Here is a 17,472-nt window from a genome sequence, read left to right as displayed (position 1 = left end):
ATTTATGTTAGTCTATCCAGCCTGGATTTTGCACCAGGTTCACGTTCATTTGTATTTCTGAGGTAGGAATAGGCCATACATTTAAGAAATCGCCCTTATAGCTATAATTCCCAACATTTGTTCCCCAAACCTGCTTACGTCCATTGCCCGCTTTAAACACGGTCTCTTTCCAGGTTCCCCAGCGCAATTCGTCAAAATAATTGATGCCTTCATTCGGAAACTCCACACGACGTTCGTTGCGGATACGCAGGCGTAAGCCTTCCTTCCCAGCGACAGTAGTTGCGGCATTGGAATTTAACAGCGCTACGCCAGCACGTTGCCGTACTTCATTGACTTTTGCAATCGCTTCATTCAATTTTCCATCTTCATTTAGTGCCTCAGCCCACATCAGCAATATGTCTGCATAGCGGAAGATCGGGAAATCAATGGGGCCATAATTACGGTCAACAATCTCATTAACCCCCTCTGCGACAAATTTTCGGTAAAAATAAAAGAAGTTGATCTGTGTATCACTCTGAATATCGCCGTCTACCTGTGCTTGTCCACGAAACGGCCAGCGCATAGATTGAAGGCTTTCCACATTAGTAAAATTATAGGCGCCTCTAAAAGTTGAATAGGGCGTCACGACATTGGCCTGCAAGCGTGGATCTCGATTTTCATAGGCCTTTTTGATACGTTCTTCATTACCTTGAGGCAGGTATAGACTCATCTTTGCTCCTCTTAATGTTGCAGCAGCTTTCTCGGCCTCCGTCAGGTTGTTCCGAAGAAAAAAGACTTCCCGCTCATTTTCAGTTAAGCTGCTATATCCAGGAATAACTTTATTCCATTCAAATTGAGAACCGTCAGTATTTTCATAGAGATCGACCAAATGCGGCGAGGGCATATAATAATTCCATCCGCGCGAATAGACGGAAGGCCAACCACAGAATAGCTGCATATTATTCCCATATCCCTGTTCACTACGATGCTGAATGGAAAAAATCATCTCAGGACACTGTTCATTAGCCTCTTTAAATAGGGCTTTATAATCGCCAAAGAGTGTGTGGCCAGCATCTTTAACTTTTTGAAAATCAGCCACCGCCTTCGTCCAATCTTTTCGGTAGAGATAAACTTTACCCCTTAAGGCATAAGCGGCCGCCTTTGTTGCATGCCCATAGTTGGCATTGCCGGCAGTATACCGATCTGGGAAATTGGGTTCTGCAATACAATCGTTTAGGTCTGCTAATATTTGATTCCACACCTCCTCTTCCGAACTACGTCCTTTGATAGCCTCAGCGGCTGTAAAAGGTTCGAGATAAATTGGCACCCCCTTGTAGAGCTGATTGAGCCGGAAGTAAAAATAAGCGCGGAGAAATTTTGCTTCAGCGAGGTATTTTGCTTTCTTTTCGGCCGTTGAAGGTGACTTTATGGGAATATTTTTTAATGCATCATTTGCACGCTGAATCCCTTCATATTGAATTTTCCAAACATTTACAAATAAAGGGTCACCAGCAGTAATGGTACCTGTCAATAAGGGCTCATCAAAACGGGCCTGCCCCGTATAGGAGAAACGGTCAAACTGATACAGCTCATAAGGAGAGATCAGTCCGCTATGCCCCATTAGTAGACGAAAGGAACTATAGATTCCTGCAATGCCCAAATCAGTTAAATTATCGGTTGTCCACATCGTTGCTGTAGAGACCGAAGAATATGGGGAGGTGTCCAAAAGATCTTTTTTACAACTCGCTATACTGATCAGTAATACGATCGCTAGAAATTTTTTTATCTTTTTCATGATTCTCATTCAGATTAAAAGGTAAGATTTAAACCCAGCGAATATTGTCGCATCGTAGGGTAGTTCACAACGGAAGAATTGATCAGCGCAGGATCATTGCTTGCGGGTCCAATTTCGGGATCTAGCCCGGGGAACTTTGTCCATGTTAATAGGTTTTCACCAGCTAAGTAAATCCGGAGTTTAGCGATCGAAAAACGATTCGATAAACTTTCGGGTAGCGTATAGCCCAACTGAAGATTCCTTAGCTTCACGAACGAAGCATTATACAAGTAATAATCGCTGGTACGTCCATTCTGTGCATCGGTCACTCCTTTTAGACGTGGATAATAACCATCTATCTGATTGTTGGGATCCGAAGGATTGGCGGCATTATAATAATAATGATCGTTTGCAACCAATGCGGGCATCGATTTACCCTGCGCGACGATGGATGAATTGAGATACAGTTCATTCCAATAATATGACATACCTGAAGAAGCCGACCAAATCATGGAAGCATCGAATCCTTTGTAGGCCATATTGATACTAAGGCCGTAATTAAATGCCGGTGTTGCCCTTTTGCCCATAAATCGCTGATCGTATACATTTCCGTAGATGCCATCGGCGTTCATATCCGAATAAATCAAGTCACCATACCAGATCTTTGTAGGATCTATCCCATCGGCAGGTTGAAATGAATAGCCTGCGTCTACCATCGCTTTTAACCAAGCCATATCCTGCTCGGTACGAATCATGCCATCATGCGGTCCTCCATTTTTATCAACAGAACCATCTGCTAAGAAATGGCTTCCTGAACCACGGTAGACATTATACAGATAGAATTCATTAATTTCGTGCCCTTCCAGAATCCGCTGGTTTACCCCATTAGAAACCATACCGATATTGGACTGGTAAACCCTATTGCCGGCAGCATCGGTAACATAGCCTTCCGACAGCGCGCCTTTATATTTTTCGACCCGATTGGTGTTGTAGGCGAAATTGGCTGATAGACCATACTTAAAACTGTTGATTTTATCTTGATATCCGACGGTCAATTCAATTCCCCGCTTGCTCACCTCGGCAATATTCATCGTTGCTGCAGTAGCAGTACCCACCGCTGATGGAATAGTCGGTACATATAAAATCCCATCGGTATAAGCGCGATACGCATCAAATTCGACCGTCAATTTATTTTTTAATGCTGTCGCTGTGAAGCCCACATTTGTAGTCGTCGTCGTTTCCCAGTGCAACAGATCATTTCCTAGTTTAGTCTGCGCCAAACCACGCACAGCCTGATTATTGAATGAATAATTTACAGCACCATATGAGGGAAGATGATCGTAATTGCCCGGAGAAGCATTGTTCCCGGTTTTACCCCACGAGGCCCTTATTCGAAGATCACTCAAAAAGGATTTGAGCGGACGCATAAAAGATTCCTCCGATATACGCCATCCTGCAGAAAAAGCGGGAAAGAAGCCCCAGCGTTTGGCGGTTCCAAATCGTGATGATCCATCGTACCGAACTACCGCTTCGGCGAGGTATTTGTTATCATAAGCGTAATTGGCACGACCAAAAAAGGATCGCAACCCGTAATCAAGCTCATCACCAGTGATGGAACTCATTGTCGTTGCCGAGTTAAATGTTGTCAGATCAGGATGTACAAGTCCAAGTTTGGCCGCTCCGATATTATATTGGTTAAAATACTGTTCATTATAGCCCAAAATTCCGCCCACATCGTGTTTGCCAAAAGATCCGGAATAACGCAATACATTATCAATGATCACATTGTAACTCTTGGTGACACCATATTGAGTTGTTATTTGTCCCGCCGCCAGCGCGGCTGTACTCAATTTGTTGGTTGCAAAATTCCATTTTTCATAAGGTACCTGGTGCGAATTGGTCTCATTATAAGCATAATTGTAATTTACTTTCGATTCGAATTGCAGCCCTCTCATCAGGTCTAATTTCGCAAATAGTGTGGTATTGAATCGGTTCACCTGGTTCTTTCCCCCCATCCCATTTAGAAAAGCCAGGGCATTATTTGCGGTGGCTGATTCTTCAGCAGCAGCTGGGAAACCATAAACGCCGTTGTAGTATGGATAAACTCCGGGCACCGTTTGGGTGAGGTAAGAATATGCCGTCACCACATCAGCCACACTTAGGTTTTGCATATCCCCAAAGGTTTGGGTACCCACGGTTAAAAACTTAGCGACTTTCGACTGTAAGTTTATCCTCATACGTACCTTATCCGCTCCGGTTTCGGGCATCGTTCCGGGATTATTGAAATATCCGACTGAAAAAAGGTATTGCGTGTTGTCGTTGCCGCCATTTAAAGAGAGATTGTGATTTTGTAAAAGTTTGCGCTGTCCAAAAAGCACATCGCCCCAGTTTGTATTGGGGTAAGCGACCTCATTGGGAATTCCAAATTCAGTAAAGCCTTTCGGATTTCTCTTTGCTTCCTCCCAGAGATTGATTGTTGCGTCCGTGTAAACAGCTGCCTGGCCCAAATTCTTGAAGCCCTCATTCACCAGACGCATATGTTGTGCATAATCGGTGATAAATTCGGGTACATTATTAGGCTGCAGCATCGAAACCATTCCCGTATAGGACACATTGTTTTTCCCCTTGGCTCCCTTTTTTGTGGTAATTAATATAACACCATTTGACCCCAAAGAACCATAAATTGCTGCGGTAGCTGCATCTTTTAAAATTGAAATCGACTCGACATCGTTTGGATTAACAGCATCCATAGAACCGACGATACCATCGATCACCACCAACGGTGAGGTGTTATTTAAGGTCCCTTTTCCGCGGATCAGAATATTAGCACCATCTGCTCCAGGTTTTCCTGTTGTATTCTGCACATTAACGCCGGCCGCGAGTCCAGCCAATGAAGAGCTCAGTGTAGCAGTCGATCGATTTTCAACCGAACTTCCGTTCACAGTTGATACAGCACCAATCACATTTGCGCGCTTCTGACTTCCGTATCCGACAACAACGACCTCATCCAAACCACTGATAACCTCCTGAAGCACAACATGCATTTCTTCAATGCCAGTGGTACTTTTTTCTAGCCCCTGATACCCTACATTTGAAAATATCAAAATACTGTTTGCGGCTGGCAACTGGATCGTAAATCTCCCATCCTGATCTGTTACTGTGGAGATATTGGTACCTTTTACGCTAATTGTCGTTCCGACAAGTATCTGCCCCTTTCCATTGACGACCTTACCACTAATACGCCGCTGCAGAGTTTCTTTAGGTTCGGAAATCATTGGATTTCTTTTAGGCTTTATCACGATCACCTCATCTTTTTTAACCCATTCCAGGTCCAGAGGCGCTACGATGGCATTTAAGGCATCGTCCAATTTGGCATGCTGTATATTGACTGACAGACGCGTCTGCGCGAGCGCCTTGCCATTCAAGAAAAAATTGACACCACTCTGCTTTTGTAGATCACGCATTACCTGGTTTAGGGTCACATGTTTTGCGGTTAAATTTATGGTCTGCGCATTTCCTTCCGCAAATAGTTGCATAGCAGTCAGCAAGGAAATGAGTACGATCAATTTCATAATCAGTATACTTCGTAAAGTTAAACTCCACGGGTGTAGCCTAACAAATGGATAAAAAATCATATGTTTGTACGGTTTGTATGTTATTTATAAATGGTTATCAAAATATGCCCTTGGGCAACACTTATAAGTATATGCATCCAATTCAAGGCAGTGCCCCCCAGCACTGCCCTTTTTGTCTTGCGTATACCTTTCTTAGGCTTAGGTAGAATCCATAATCATTTCTTTTTTCATCGTTATTTAGGGTTATTATTGCACTGTCGTCACCAATAAGATATTTTTTTCCTGACTTTTCATCAGCTCAAAACGCAGCCCACCTTCTTCCAATACATCAAGTACTTCCTGAAGAGGCTTACTTCGTTTTATACGGCCATAGAAATGCGTTTGCGGCACCTCACCCTTGTACCTCACTTTTATATTATACCAGCGACCAATCTGCTGGAGTGCATCCGAAAGTGGTGTTTCTTCAAAATAAAATAAGCCATCTTTCCACGCTGTAAAAGGTGCAGTATCCACAGGAGCAACCTGTATATCTCCGCTATTGGTGTTGGTCGACTGCTGCCCGGGCTGCAGGTATGTTGCTTCTGAATATCGGTTATCGTTTGATAATTTAACCCTTCCATGAACTAAAGTTGTCTTAATCGCTGTGTTCTCGGGATAAGCGTTGACATTAAAGGCAGTCCCAAGCACCTCTATTTCTTGCTCTTTACTCAACACTTTGAAAGGTCTTGTACTATCTTTGATCACCTCAAAAAAGGCCTCGCCAATGAGGGTAACTTTTCGTTCGTTTTTGGCAAAGCTCAGTGGATATATTAAGGAAGAGGCTGCATTAAGCCACACTTTTGTACCGTCAGGTAACGTAATCTGATACATCCCACCGCGCGGTGTGGTCAGCTCCAGCATAACCTTACTGGGATCTGCCTCCCCCCCCTGTTTATATAATGCAGCGTCAGCGATAGATTTCCCATTTTCATAGGCAATTTTTTTCCCCATCACGATTCCAGATGCCTGCTTATCGAGTTCCAAAAGTGTACCATCCGCTAAACGAAGGGTAGCGCTATTTCCTCCTGGCTTTACAACCTCGCCCTTTGTACTTTGCAATGTTGCAAGATTCTTTTTTACCTGAACGGAATCCCTGTGCTGTCGCCAGACTGCCATTGAAATGACAAAAAGCAATAAACAAGCCGCAGCGGTCCAGTAAAGCCATCGCGTTACAAAAACAACTTTCCTTCGTGGCGGCACCCCAGCATCAGCAGTGTCATATTTAATGCTCTCACCACGTTCTTTATCCTGCTGAATTTGTCTTTTGATATTTTCGAGTGTTATTTTTAGTTTGGATTCGCTCATGTTCCCTGCGGACGAAGGTTGCAGTAAATTTGCGACGATGACCTGGTCGATGGTATGCTGATCCTCGCTATCGTCGTTAGAAAGCATATGCTGTAGCCGTTCGATTTCCTCAAGCGAACAGTTCCCTTCTTTATACTTTTGAAGTAATTGATTTATTTTAGATTTATTGGTCTCCACAGAGCTGTATATTTAAAGTAAATACACACAGGGGAAAATAAAGGTCTGCTCTAAAAAAAACTTTTTTTTATTTAGCCGAATAGAGAAGCAGCGCCAATAATAATGTCGAAAATCCATTATCTTGTAATGCGCCATTTCGGATAAACTTATTTGCCTTAACAATATGGTCGCGAACAGTAGCAATAGAAATACCCATTTCTTCTGCAATTTCCTGATAGCTTTTACCGTCTAGCTTAGACAGCCTAAATATTTTTTGGCGCTGTTTGGGCAACTTGTTCAATAATTCTTCTACCAAGACCATGGCCTGCTTTGAATCGAGCACTTTATCAATGGTATTTTCGGATTCCACTACTCCATAAGCGAGATGAAGCTCAGATTCCAGCTCCAATTTCAGCCTTCGTTTAAAATTAAAGGTAATATTGCGCGAACAGGTAAACAGAAATGCTGCAAAAGATTGATCAGGATCTATCTTTGATCTATTCTCCCAAATACGTAAAAAAACATCCTGAAGTAGATCCTCTGCGACGGTTTCATCTTTCAGAAACTTAAGGATATTGGCATAAATAACCTGGCTATAACGATGGTACAAAATATCAAAAGCCCGCATATCCCCATGATGGAGTTGGCACAAGAGTTCCTGCTCAGGCAAATTTTGATGGATGTCCATAATTGATTATTCTAGGGTTGAAGTTAATTACTTCACTGCAATAATTCAAATCAAATTTCTGAAGCCCAGCAAACTTATGCTATTTTCGCCCATACTTGCAGTAGCTGTGCCTCTCGAGCTGCCAAATCAATCCATAAAAGTATCCATTTAAAAGCCGAGCAAAACTTTATTTATCATTTCCTCGCACACAGTCTACCGACGATTCCATCTACGAAAATAAGCTGCCCAATCTTCTTGGACAGCCCTTAACCGCACACATCAAGTGCTTATTTTGTAAACGCATCAATGCCGATGTCTTGAAATTCCAACTCTCGATCTCCTAAGACGTGCATCTTGGTCATGGGTTTATTTGGAAAGAATAGACTGGTCATTACCGTTAATCCGCCATCGGCGAAAAGTTCGATCGAGCTAACGTCAACGTATAGCACTAAAGATACTTCGCTATTATTCGACAACCGTTGAGCAAAAGCGGTCTTGGCGAATTCAGCGCTGAAAGACACCTCTCCGGACTTTGAGCGGTCGATGTAATATTCATTTGTAGCTTGATGATATCCAATTATCAATTCTTCGCCAAAATCATTTGATAGGATTATCTTAAATTCCTGCTGTTTCAAATTCTTAAGGTCCACACGGTAAGCTTGTGGAAGATTCTGCTCGAACGAGACTTCTTTTGTTCTGCCACCATGGTATTTTTTTAACGGACGAAATGTGGTTTCAATCTCTTTAGGAACAGTACTCGTAACGTAGAACGACTTTCCAACTTTTTCCAACGACAAAATACGCGGTATGGTTAAGGAAGAACGCCATGCGGTGGTCGGAACAACATTGGCATATTGCCAGTTGCTCATCCACCCAATCATCAGGTGCCTATCCCCTATGTTACTCCAGGTTACCCCAGCATAATTATCGGGTCCCCAATCCAGCCATTTTATTTCGTTGTCTGCTGTACGGAAATGATGCCCATCAAAGTCACCCACAAAGTACTGCGTCACCGAACCACCGTTGGGTCCACCTGGATTGATACTGACCAATAACACCCATTTTTTAAGTCCATTATAATCCATGGGGATAAGATCTGGGCATTCCCATACCCCACCATGAGCCCCTAGCTCTTTACCGAACTCACTTTCCTTCTGCCATGTTTTCAAATCTGTGGAAGAATAGAACGTAATACAATCTTTTGTTGCCAAGGTCATAATCCAACGTTGGCTATCTGCATGCCACATCACCTTTGGATCTCTAAAATCCCATATTCCCGAATTGGGAAGTACTGGATTTCCCCGATACTTTGTCCAACTGACTCCCTCGTCCAAACTATAAGCCAAACTTTGATTCTGATGTAGACCTGTTTTTCGATCTTCTTCCTGCTGATTGTGATGGGTAAAAATGGCAACCATGGCACCTTTTCCAAAACCTGCCGTATTGTCCTTATCGATCACTGCACTACCAGAAAATATAGTTCCTAGGCTGTCGGGGTACAAAGCAATCTTTTTTTCATCCCAATGAATCAGATCTTTACTCGTTGCATGCCCCCAATGCATCGGCCCCCAAACAGGCTTTTCTGGGTTATGCTGAAAAAAAAGATGATAATTACCGTTCAGATAAACCAATCCGTTGGGGTCGTTCATCCAGCCCCGCTGTGGGGTAAAATGGTATTGTGGGCGATACTTTTCTTCGAGATCCCCTTGCTTATGCTGCTCAACCTGAGCCAGACTTATACCTGCGATACTCATCAAGAGCATCATAGCTCCGTATTTCTTAAGACTTATCATAGCTTTTTTTAACCCCACCAGGTGTCTAAAATTATCTTTCACTTAGACGCATTAGATTTCTTCAGTACGTCCATTAAAAATTGGATGCAGCCATTGGAACCGATTGATGACCTCTTTATTGTACGGCGGACAAGCCCCCCGGCTCTGCGTCACAAACCCACTTAACGTTGCCGCAAATTCCAATACTTCCTCCAGTTGAACCCCCTGCTGCATCTGGAATCTTTTGGTCAGGAAAGCCGCCAAAAAAGAATCACCACTTCCGATGGTATCTTCTACCTGAACTTTCAAGGCTGGAAAATGATAACTGATGTTGTCTTTTTTATAATGATATACCGCTCCATCAGCACCATAGGTTACAATTGCCTCCTGAATTGCAAAACGCTCCAGGATCAAATCCACTCGCTGCTGGTCAGTAAATGCCGCAGTAGCACCATTCCACTCGGAAATAACATATAGCTCCTCGGCATTCATTTTCACAAAGTCCGCGTACTCCAATAGTTTGTGTATTTTTTCTGGCCCAAAATAAGGTGCCCGCAGATTGACATCCATCACTCGGAAACGGGCTTTTTCCAGCAATAATAGCAAGCTTTGAAAACTTACTTCATCTCGACAGGCCAAACTCCCGTATACCAGAAAATCCACCGCCGCAACTGCGTCCAGAACAATAGGATCCACTGTAATTCTATCCCATGCTACAGGATAGACAATATCATAATGCACATCCCGCTTTTCATCGATAGAAACCTCTACAGTGGATGTCGGCAAAACATCATCATACTGAAAAAAATCGGTCGGGATACCGAGATCTTCACATACGCTGCGTAGCTCGTCACCGTTATCATCACGCCCAATACGTGTTAGCATACGCGTTGCTACGCCTAATTTATTGAGGTGATATGCTACATTTAAAGGAGCTCCACCTAATTTTTTACCCGTAGGAAGATTGTCCCAAAGAACCTCGCCAAAACAAATCCCCTGTATTGATTTATCTCCATTTTTCATATTTTCTCCTTTCTATACAAAGCTTTGGCTGAGTGCCAAAACCACGTAACAAATTGATTATTTTAGTTCCCTTTACGTTCAATGTTGACAATAGACACACACGACTCGTTATCACATTGTCACTCGCCCATCAGCCTAATCTAGCTAAAGACTAATGTAGATTGATGGTATGTCCGAGATCTTCCAATGATTTCCCTTTTGTCTCCGGCATAAACTTGAGCACATAAACAAGTTGCAGCACCATAAATAGGGCGAAGATCAAGAAGGTACCGCCGCCGCCGAGCATTTCTGTCAAGGCCGGAAAACAAAACGTGATAATTGCCGCCATGACCCAATGGGTCAAGCTGCCAAATGTCTGTCCTTTGGCACGTACATCGTTCGGAAAAATTTCCGAAATAAACACCCAGATCACCGCACCTTGCGAGAATGCGAAAAAGGCAATAAAACTCATCAGATAGATGGTGATCGCAAAACCCGTGGTCTGGTTGGTATAAAAAGCATGGGAAACAAGTGCCAATGAAACAATCAGCCCGATCGAACCCACCAACATTAATTTTCTTCTGCCCACCTTATCGATGAAATTGATCGCCAGCAACGTAAAAATAAAATTGACAACCCCTATACCAACTGTCGAAAGCAATGAACTCTGTGAGCCTAATCCCGCCATTTCAAATACACGGGGCGCATAATATATAATGGCGTTGATACCTGAAACTTGATTGAACAGCGCAAAACAAAAGGCCAATAAAATAGGTTTTGCATTTTCGCGAACGAAGAGCTTGCCTTCTCCTGTGGAATTGTTTTTAGACTCCTGAATTTTTGAAATCTCCAGCTCGTAACCATCCGAATTAATTTTTTTCATAATCCGTGTTGCCTCGGCCAAATTCCCCCTGTGCAGCAGCAACCATCTCGGACTTTCCGGGATGAGGAAGATCAAACAGAAGAATAACAACGACGGAAAGCACTGCACCCCCAGCATCCAGCGCCAGGACTCTTCGCCAACCTGACCGATAAAATAATTGGACAAATAGGCTATCAAAATACCTAATACAACGTTGAATTGAAAAAGCCCAACCAACTTACCCCGGGATGCTGCCGGGGAGATTTCCGATATATAAATGGGTGCCGTTACCGAAGAGACGCCAACTCCTATGCCACCCAAAAAGCGGAATAGAATAAATATTGTCCAGTCATTTGCCAGCGCGCTGCCAATCGCTGAAATAAAGTAAAGAGCAGCAACAGCAAATAAGGTGTTTTTGCGGCCCAATTTATCAGAAGGCAATGCACCTAATGCTGCGCCGACAACCGTTCCGATCAAGGCTATGGCCATTGTAAGACCATGCTGAAATTCACTTAAATGCCAATGCTCCTGAACGGCCTTCTCTGCTCCCGAAATAACCGCTGTATCAAATCCAAATAAAAATCCTCCTAAAGCTACTACAAAGGACCAAGCTAATACGGTGTTTTTGTTCATGGTGATCTATAATTGATTAATCCAAATTTAACTTGAATCTCATAATAACTTAAATTTACACTCTGCAAAAATGTTTATTTATGTAACATTTATCTAAAATAGCTAAAAAACTAAAGATCTGATTATTATATCAATTCAATCGGTATAAAGTTTCACTTTTTAGACAGAAAATTTAGAAAATGATACATTTTTTCACGTACACATTTTAGTGTGAGATATACACTAACAATCCCACTGTTACTTTAAAAAAAATGAAATGATGTATATTCGAACATTTAAGGGAACAAATCGATGGGAAAATATTTCATTTTTGGTGGCATATTGACCCTGCTTCTTTTTTGTGGGTGTCAACCAAAGGTCCAGAAAAAAAAGCAGGTCATCGCTTTTTCGCAGTGTATCGGAAGCGATGCCTGGCGGCAGACCATGCTGGAAGAAATGAAAAGAGAACTTTCCTTCAACCCTGATATTGACTTTCTTTATCGCGACGCGCATGGCGACAATAATGTGCAGATCAATCAAATTCGTGAATTGGTTAAACAGGATATTGATCTTCTGATTGTATCGCCCAATGAAGCTGAGCCACTTACCCCAATTGTGGATTCTGTATTCCAGCGGAATATCCCCGTCATCGTAACCGACCGAAAGACGTCTTCCGGCCAATATAATGCTTATGTAGGTGCCGACAATCTTGCTATCGGAAAATTAGCCGGCCAATATACCCGAACGATTTTACACGGAAAGGGATCGGTCGGTTTAGTCACGGGTCTATCTGGCACCTCGGCTTCCATAGAACGTGAAAAAGGCTTTATGCAGCAAATTGAAGATGCCGCAACAATTCGGGTCAACGGCGTCATTCAAGGCGACTGGGAGAAAAATAAAGCTTATTCCGAAATGCGCAGGCATATCGATCAAATGGCTCAAAATGATATTATCTTTACGCTGAATGATCAGATGGCCATGGGTGTAAAAAAAGCATTGGACGAAGCCCAGATCAAAAAAGACATTAAGATCATTGGTGTCGATGCACTTCCTGGACCGGGAAATGGACTCGAACAAATTATACAAAACAAGATGTTTGCCTCCATATTGTATCCGACGGGTGGAACAGAAGCCATCCGAACAGCCTTGGCCATTATCAACCACCAAAACTACCGTCGTGAAAATATTCTTGCCACCGTTGTCATTGATCAAACCAATGCCGAGTTGCTGGCTCTGCAGTCGGATAAGATAAAGCAACAGCAGTATGATATTGACAAAAGACAGGAATTTATTACAGAACAGAATAAAATTTATCGCGATCAAAAATCGGTGCTCAATGTTGTGGTTGTGAGTCTGGTGCTGGCGGTTGTCTTTGGGGGAATTTCCATTGTTGTAATTAAAAGTAACTGGGAAAAGAACAAACACCTGGAAATACAGAATAGCGAGATCCTCGCGCAGCAGAAGCAGATCGTCGACATGAACAGCAAAATTCAGCAAGCGGCAGAAATCAAGAATAATTTCTTCACCAATATCTCGCATGAATTCAAAACTCCACTGACGCTAATCATTGCACCTATCGAAGACCTTCAACTACGGACAGATCTGACCGAAGAGGTAAAAGAACAATTGTCACGCATTAGGCGGAATGCAAAAAAACTACAACGTTTGGTCAGCGACCTCATTGATATCCACCGTATCAGTAAATCGAAGATTAAACTGCATGCTGCCCTTGTTCAGATTGACCCTTTTATTCAACAGATAACAGCTAGTTTCAGACCGCTATTTAAGAAAAATAGGATCTCGATCAGTTATGTCAATAAAACGCGCTTGAAAGAAGTCTGGATGGACGAATACCTGATGGAACAAGTCTTATCCAATCTATTATCCAACGCGATAAAACACACGGCGGCGAGCGGCCGAATCGAAATTATATTGGAGGAAAACAATTTTAAGGACTATTTCTATCTACGCGTGATGGATAATGGTTTGGGGATTGCCCCTAGCGATATTGAGCATATTTTTGATCCTTTTTATCAGGGCGCAAGTAGTCGTGATGGTTCCGGAATCGGCCTAGCCTACAGCAAACAGATTGTCGAACTGCATCATGGCCAAATCACGGTGAGCAGCAAAACTGGTCACGGCTCAATCTTTACCCTTCGCTTGCCCATTGGAAATAATCATTATGAACCTGCCGAACTCGTTAAATTCGATAACGCAGAAAAGTCACCGATGCAGCAACAGGATATACTGGACACTACACGAACGGTGAAAGACAACAATCTTTCTTTTCGGTCCAACACGTCAAAAAGCATTATGGTGGTCGAAGACGATGATGAAATCAGAGATTATCTTCGTTCGCTATTGGAGGGGGATTACAATCTGTTTCTAGCAAAAGATGTCCAACAAGCCAATAGCATGATGAAGACTCATTTTCCAGATTTAGTCATTACGGATATCATGCTTCCTGATGGTAGCGGTATGGATATTCTAAAAGATATCAAAGCATTTTATCAGACCGCACATATTCCCGTTATTTTACTGAGTGCACTTGCCAATGAAGAAACTATGATGGAGGGAAATAAATTGATGGCCGATGACTATATCGCTAAACCATTCCATGCTGAATTACTTCGGATACGCATTTCAAACATCCTCCAGTCACGTCATCAGCTTAAAGAAAAATACAGCAGCAATGTGGAACAGTTTGATAACGCACAAGCTGAGCAAGTCAATGAGAACGACAAACGCTTTCTGAATAACTTAGCTGCGATTGTCGAATCCAAGCTATCAGACCAGCGACTGAGTGTCGACGGTATTGCCGGCGACCTCCATCTATCTCGCGTGCAGCTCTACCGTAAAGTCAAACATTTACTCGACTGCAGTGTCAGTGAATATATTATTGAGCGAAGATTGAAGAAAGCGAAGAGCCTCATCGCTGAGGGGCTAACCATCAACGAAATATTTAGCAGTGTCGGCTTTTCCTCGGCATCTTATTTCGCTTCGGCCTTTAAAAGGAAATATGGTCAATCTCCAAGTGCTTTCAAAAAAGAACTCGACAAAAAATAGCAGATCATTGCGTAGAAACGTACAACAACGATCCAGTTGCTTTTCATATAATAAACGCGTTTGACTTTCAGTTCAAAAGTTTCGTATCATTGTTTAACATATTGCCTACTTGCTTGCTTGCTTATTTCTAAAATATAGATTTAGAAAAAAACAGTGTTACTCTGCTATTCCCCAATTTCGATTTGCTTTATCTCCCATCACTAACTCCAATGAGCCTCCTTTTAATAGGTCCGAATGGCTCAACTTCGCAACATTCAGCTCTTTTCCATTCAATTTGGCCGACTGAATGTATTTGTTTCTTGCTGATGCATTTTTGCCTATAATAACAAAAGACTTACCATTTGGAAGCTGTATGCTGACCTTCTGGAAAAATGGAGATCCAATGCTGTAGGACGTCAAACCTGGCGTAACCGGATAGAAGCCCATTTGCGAAAAGACGACAAAAGCTGACATTCCACCACCGTCTTCATCTCCCGGTACCCCCATTAAATCGTTTCTAAACCATTCACCAATAAGCTTGCGGATCCTTTTCTGTGTCATCCAAGGTTGTCCGGCATAATTATATAGATAAGGAATATGCAAAGCCGGCTCGTTCGCCATAGAAAATTGTCCGACATTTCCCGTGTGATCTGGAAGCTGTGCATAAAAGTCAAACTTTGAACGCCCCAAAGGCTGCTGGAACATCTCATCAAGGTACTTGACAAAAGATTCGTTCCCACCCATCAGTTTGATCAGATCGGGAATATTATGCTGCACATCCCCGCGGTAGATCCAGGCATTGTTTTCACCGTAATATTCCCGTGCTCCCTGTCCGCCAGAAAATACATAGTCAAAAGGCATGATAAAATTTCCCTTGTCATCTTTAGGATGAAAAAACTTGGTCTGCTCGTTGAAAAGATTTCTATAGTTGAAAGACTGCTTCATAAAAAGCTCATAGTCATCCTGTATACCCAATTCTTGAGCAAGCTGTGCCAAACACCATAAGTCGTAAGAGGTTCCCAAGGTGACAGCGACAGGCTGTCTCCGTTCAAAACCGTTTACTTCTGGTATGGTTTCTTTTTCACCCGGGTACAACGCCGGGATATATCCTTTCTCTTTAAAAAATAGGTCTAATTTACCTGCGGGCTTACCCGACCAGGGGGCCAATGTTTTTTCGGTAATCGCACCTTTAGCAGCCAGATAGGCTTTCTTAATATCAAAATTACGCACTCCTTTGCGGTAAGCGTCCAACAAAGTGGCTACGCCATGATTGGAATTCATCCGCCTACTATCGCCCGTAATCTCAGGAAAAGTGGGCAACCAAGGCTGTTCCATTTGCTCCGACATTCGGACAAAAGAATGCAGGATCATGGATTCTGTGCCCGGATCCAATAATACTCGCAAAGGATGATGTGCTCGATACGAGTCCCAAATCCAGTCATCGGTAAAAAAAGGTTTGCCCTCATCCTGATGTACCTTCCCGTCAAACGCACTATAATAACGACCATCTTCAGAAATATTGACAGGGCGTTCGTAGCTGCGGTATAAAGACGTATAAAACACATGCTTATTGGATTCATTGCCGTCTTCCACAGCAATTTTACCTAAGGCATCGTTCCATATTTTACGCCCTTTATCAGCAAGCTTCTGCTGATCAAAATCGCTGATTTCACGCTTTAGATTGGCTTTTGCTTGTGCGACATCAATAAATGAAACACCATATTTCATGCGCAAGGTAGTGCCGGCCTGACTAAACTCCAATATCATACACGAATTCTTACCGGCAGCTTCTGTTGCATTTTCAAGTTGTTGGCCCTGCAGTCGCTTCACCGCAACAGGATTGGACTCGGGAATAGCATAAATATACACACGGGTACCATTTCCAATATCCTGTACCCCCGAAAGTCCCTCGCCATCCCATTGAAGTTTTCCCTGCTGCGAGTTGAACTGAAGGTATTTTGTCGAGGTGTAGGGAAAAGTAAAGGTATAAAGTCCCGACTGGTGCGACAGCGCATAGTCTACCTGAATTTGCTCTTGATCCAAGAACACGGAATAGGCATACGGATGGATTTCCTCTTGATCGTAACTGTACAATTGTACCGGTTTCAAACTATCCGGCAATTTAACCATTGCACTGAGGTTGAAAGCCGATTTACCACGATGGCTGGTGACGATCAGCGGCAAACCATATAGGCGGTCTGACGTATAGTCTCCTCGCTCGGGATAAATACGCAGCAGGCTGTTAGGCAGATGAACGGTCGGATAGGTCGGCACCAATAAATGGCTAATATTTCCCATGTACGGATTGACATAGTCCACATAATCTTTCGTCATTTTACCTTGGGAAAAACCTTTTAGCATACTGAACGAAAGAAAAGAACAGCAACATATTGTACGTAACAAGGTATTGGTTTTACGTTTGATATTTTTCGTTAACATTTTAAACAATTGAATATTTGATGGTTTAAGAGCAAAACAGTGTTCCGCCCTTAAAGTTAATTGTTTTTTGTTAACATATCATCTCCGCTTCAGCGATTATTTAACACCTAATAACAAGCGCGTATCTTGACCTTTGAAATTTTGTGAGATTTTAAATTCGAAAGGTGGGTATCAAAACAGAATTTTTATTGTAATCTATTAAATAAACTATGTAAAATTCAGGCAACCGTTACAAATAAATGCTT

The 17,472-nt window shown here is 42.6% G+C and carries 9 protein-coding genes; 1 reads left to right on the top strand and 8 read right to left on the bottom strand.

Features of this window, described 5'->3' with window-relative positions; translation table 11 throughout:
* Window positions 1–7: 7 nt before the first annotated feature.
* The 7 genes from J2X77_RS11900 to J2X77_RS11870 all read right to left on the bottom strand — a co-directional run bounded on the left by J2X77_RS11900 (window position 8) and on the right by J2X77_RS11870 (window position 11,764).
* Window positions 8–1,774 carry a RagB/SusD family nutrient uptake outer membrane protein gene (locus J2X77_RS11900; RefSeq protein ID WP_310080922.1) on the bottom strand — a complete coding sequence of 589 codons (1,767 nt, stop codon included), beginning with the start codon at window positions 1,772–1,774 and terminating at the stop codon, window positions 8–10.
* A 14-nt stretch (window positions 1,775–1,788) separates the two neighbouring features.
* Window positions 1,789–5,325 carry a SusC/RagA family TonB-linked outer membrane protein gene (locus tag J2X77_RS11895; protein ID WP_209579036.1) on the bottom strand — a complete coding sequence of 1,179 codons (3,537 nt, stop codon included), beginning with the start codon at window positions 5,323–5,325 and terminating at the stop codon, window positions 1,789–1,791.
* A 249-nt stretch (window positions 5,326–5,574) separates the two neighbouring features.
* Window positions 5,575–6,849, bottom strand: coding sequence for a FecR domain-containing protein (locus J2X77_RS11890; RefSeq protein WP_209579035.1), 1,275 nt, complete (start codon window positions 6,847–6,849; stop codon window positions 5,575–5,577).
* Between the two features lie 67 nt (window positions 6,850–6,916).
* Window positions 6,917–7,516: an RNA polymerase sigma-70 factor gene (locus tag J2X77_RS11885; protein ID WP_209579034.1), complete on the bottom strand. Its 600-nt coding sequence runs from the start codon at window positions 7,514–7,516 to the stop codon at window positions 6,917–6,919.
* 266 nt (window positions 7,517–7,782) lie between these two features.
* The gene (locus tag J2X77_RS11880) at window positions 7,783–9,288 is read right to left on the bottom strand and encodes a glycoside hydrolase family 32 protein (RefSeq protein WP_209579033.1); all 1,506 of its coding nucleotides are present in this window, start codon (window positions 9,286–9,288) and stop codon (window positions 7,783–7,785) included.
* A gap of 51 nt (window positions 9,289–9,339) precedes the next feature.
* A complete protein-coding gene (locus J2X77_RS11875; RefSeq protein WP_209579032.1) occupies window positions 9,340–10,290 on the bottom strand; it encodes a carbohydrate kinase in 951 nt (316 codons plus the stop codon).
* 151 nt (window positions 10,291–10,441) lie between these two features.
* Window positions 10,442–11,764, bottom strand: a complete 1,323-nt coding sequence (locus tag J2X77_RS11870) for a sugar porter family MFS transporter (RefSeq protein ID WP_159729307.1) — start codon at window positions 11,762–11,764, stop codon at window positions 10,442–10,444.
* Between the two features lie 291 nt (window positions 11,765–12,055).
* On the opposite strand from J2X77_RS11870, the gene J2X77_RS11865 reads away from it, so the two are divergent.
* Complete coding sequence (locus tag J2X77_RS11865; RefSeq protein WP_209579031.1) at window positions 12,056–14,809, top strand: substrate-binding domain-containing protein; 2,754 nt, start codon at window positions 12,056–12,058, stop codon at window positions 14,807–14,809.
* A 156-nt stretch (window positions 14,810–14,965) separates the two neighbouring features.
* Here the strand turns inward: J2X77_RS11865 and J2X77_RS11860 are convergent, their stop codons facing one another.
* The gene (locus J2X77_RS11860) at window positions 14,966–17,227 is read right to left on the bottom strand and encodes a GH92 family glycosyl hydrolase (protein WP_310080916.1); all 2,262 of its coding nucleotides are present in this window, start codon (window positions 17,225–17,227) and stop codon (window positions 14,966–14,968) included.
* Window positions 17,228–17,472 lie beyond the last annotated feature (245 nt).

This window comes from Sphingobacterium sp. 2149 (assembly GCF_031455655.1).
Lineage (GTDB): Bacteria > Bacteroidota > Bacteroidia > Sphingobacteriales > Sphingobacteriaceae > Sphingobacterium.
This window is presented reverse-complemented; position numbering and strand designations above follow the sequence as displayed.

Coding starts and splice junctions, on each gene's coding strand:
- J2X77_RS11865 (WP_209579031.1), top strand. CDS start 12,056: ATGGGAAAATATTTCATTTTTGGTGGCATATTGACCCTGCTTCTTTTT.
- J2X77_RS11875 (WP_209579032.1), bottom strand. CDS start 10,290: ATGAAAAATGGAGATAAATCAATACAGGGGATTTGTTTTGGCGAGGTT.
- J2X77_RS11885 (WP_209579034.1), bottom strand. CDS start 7,516: ATGGACATCCATCAAAATTTGCCTGAGCAGGAACTCTTGTGCCAACTC.
- J2X77_RS11900 (WP_310080922.1), bottom strand. CDS start 1,774: ATGAAAAAGATAAAAAAATTTCTAGCGATCGTATTACTGATCAGTATA.
- J2X77_RS11870 (WP_159729307.1), bottom strand. CDS start 11,764: ATGAACAAAAACACCGTATTAGCTTGGTCCTTTGTAGTAGCTTTAGGA.
- J2X77_RS11860 (WP_310080916.1), bottom strand. CDS start 17,227: ATGTTAACGAAAAATATCAAACGTAAAACCAATACCTTGTTACGTACA.
- J2X77_RS11880 (WP_209579033.1), bottom strand. CDS start 9,288: ATGATAAGTCTTAAGAAATACGGAGCTATGATGCTCTTGATGAGTATC.
- J2X77_RS11895 (WP_209579036.1), bottom strand. CDS start 5,325: ATGAAATTGATCGTACTCATTTCCTTGCTGACTGCTATGCAACTATTT.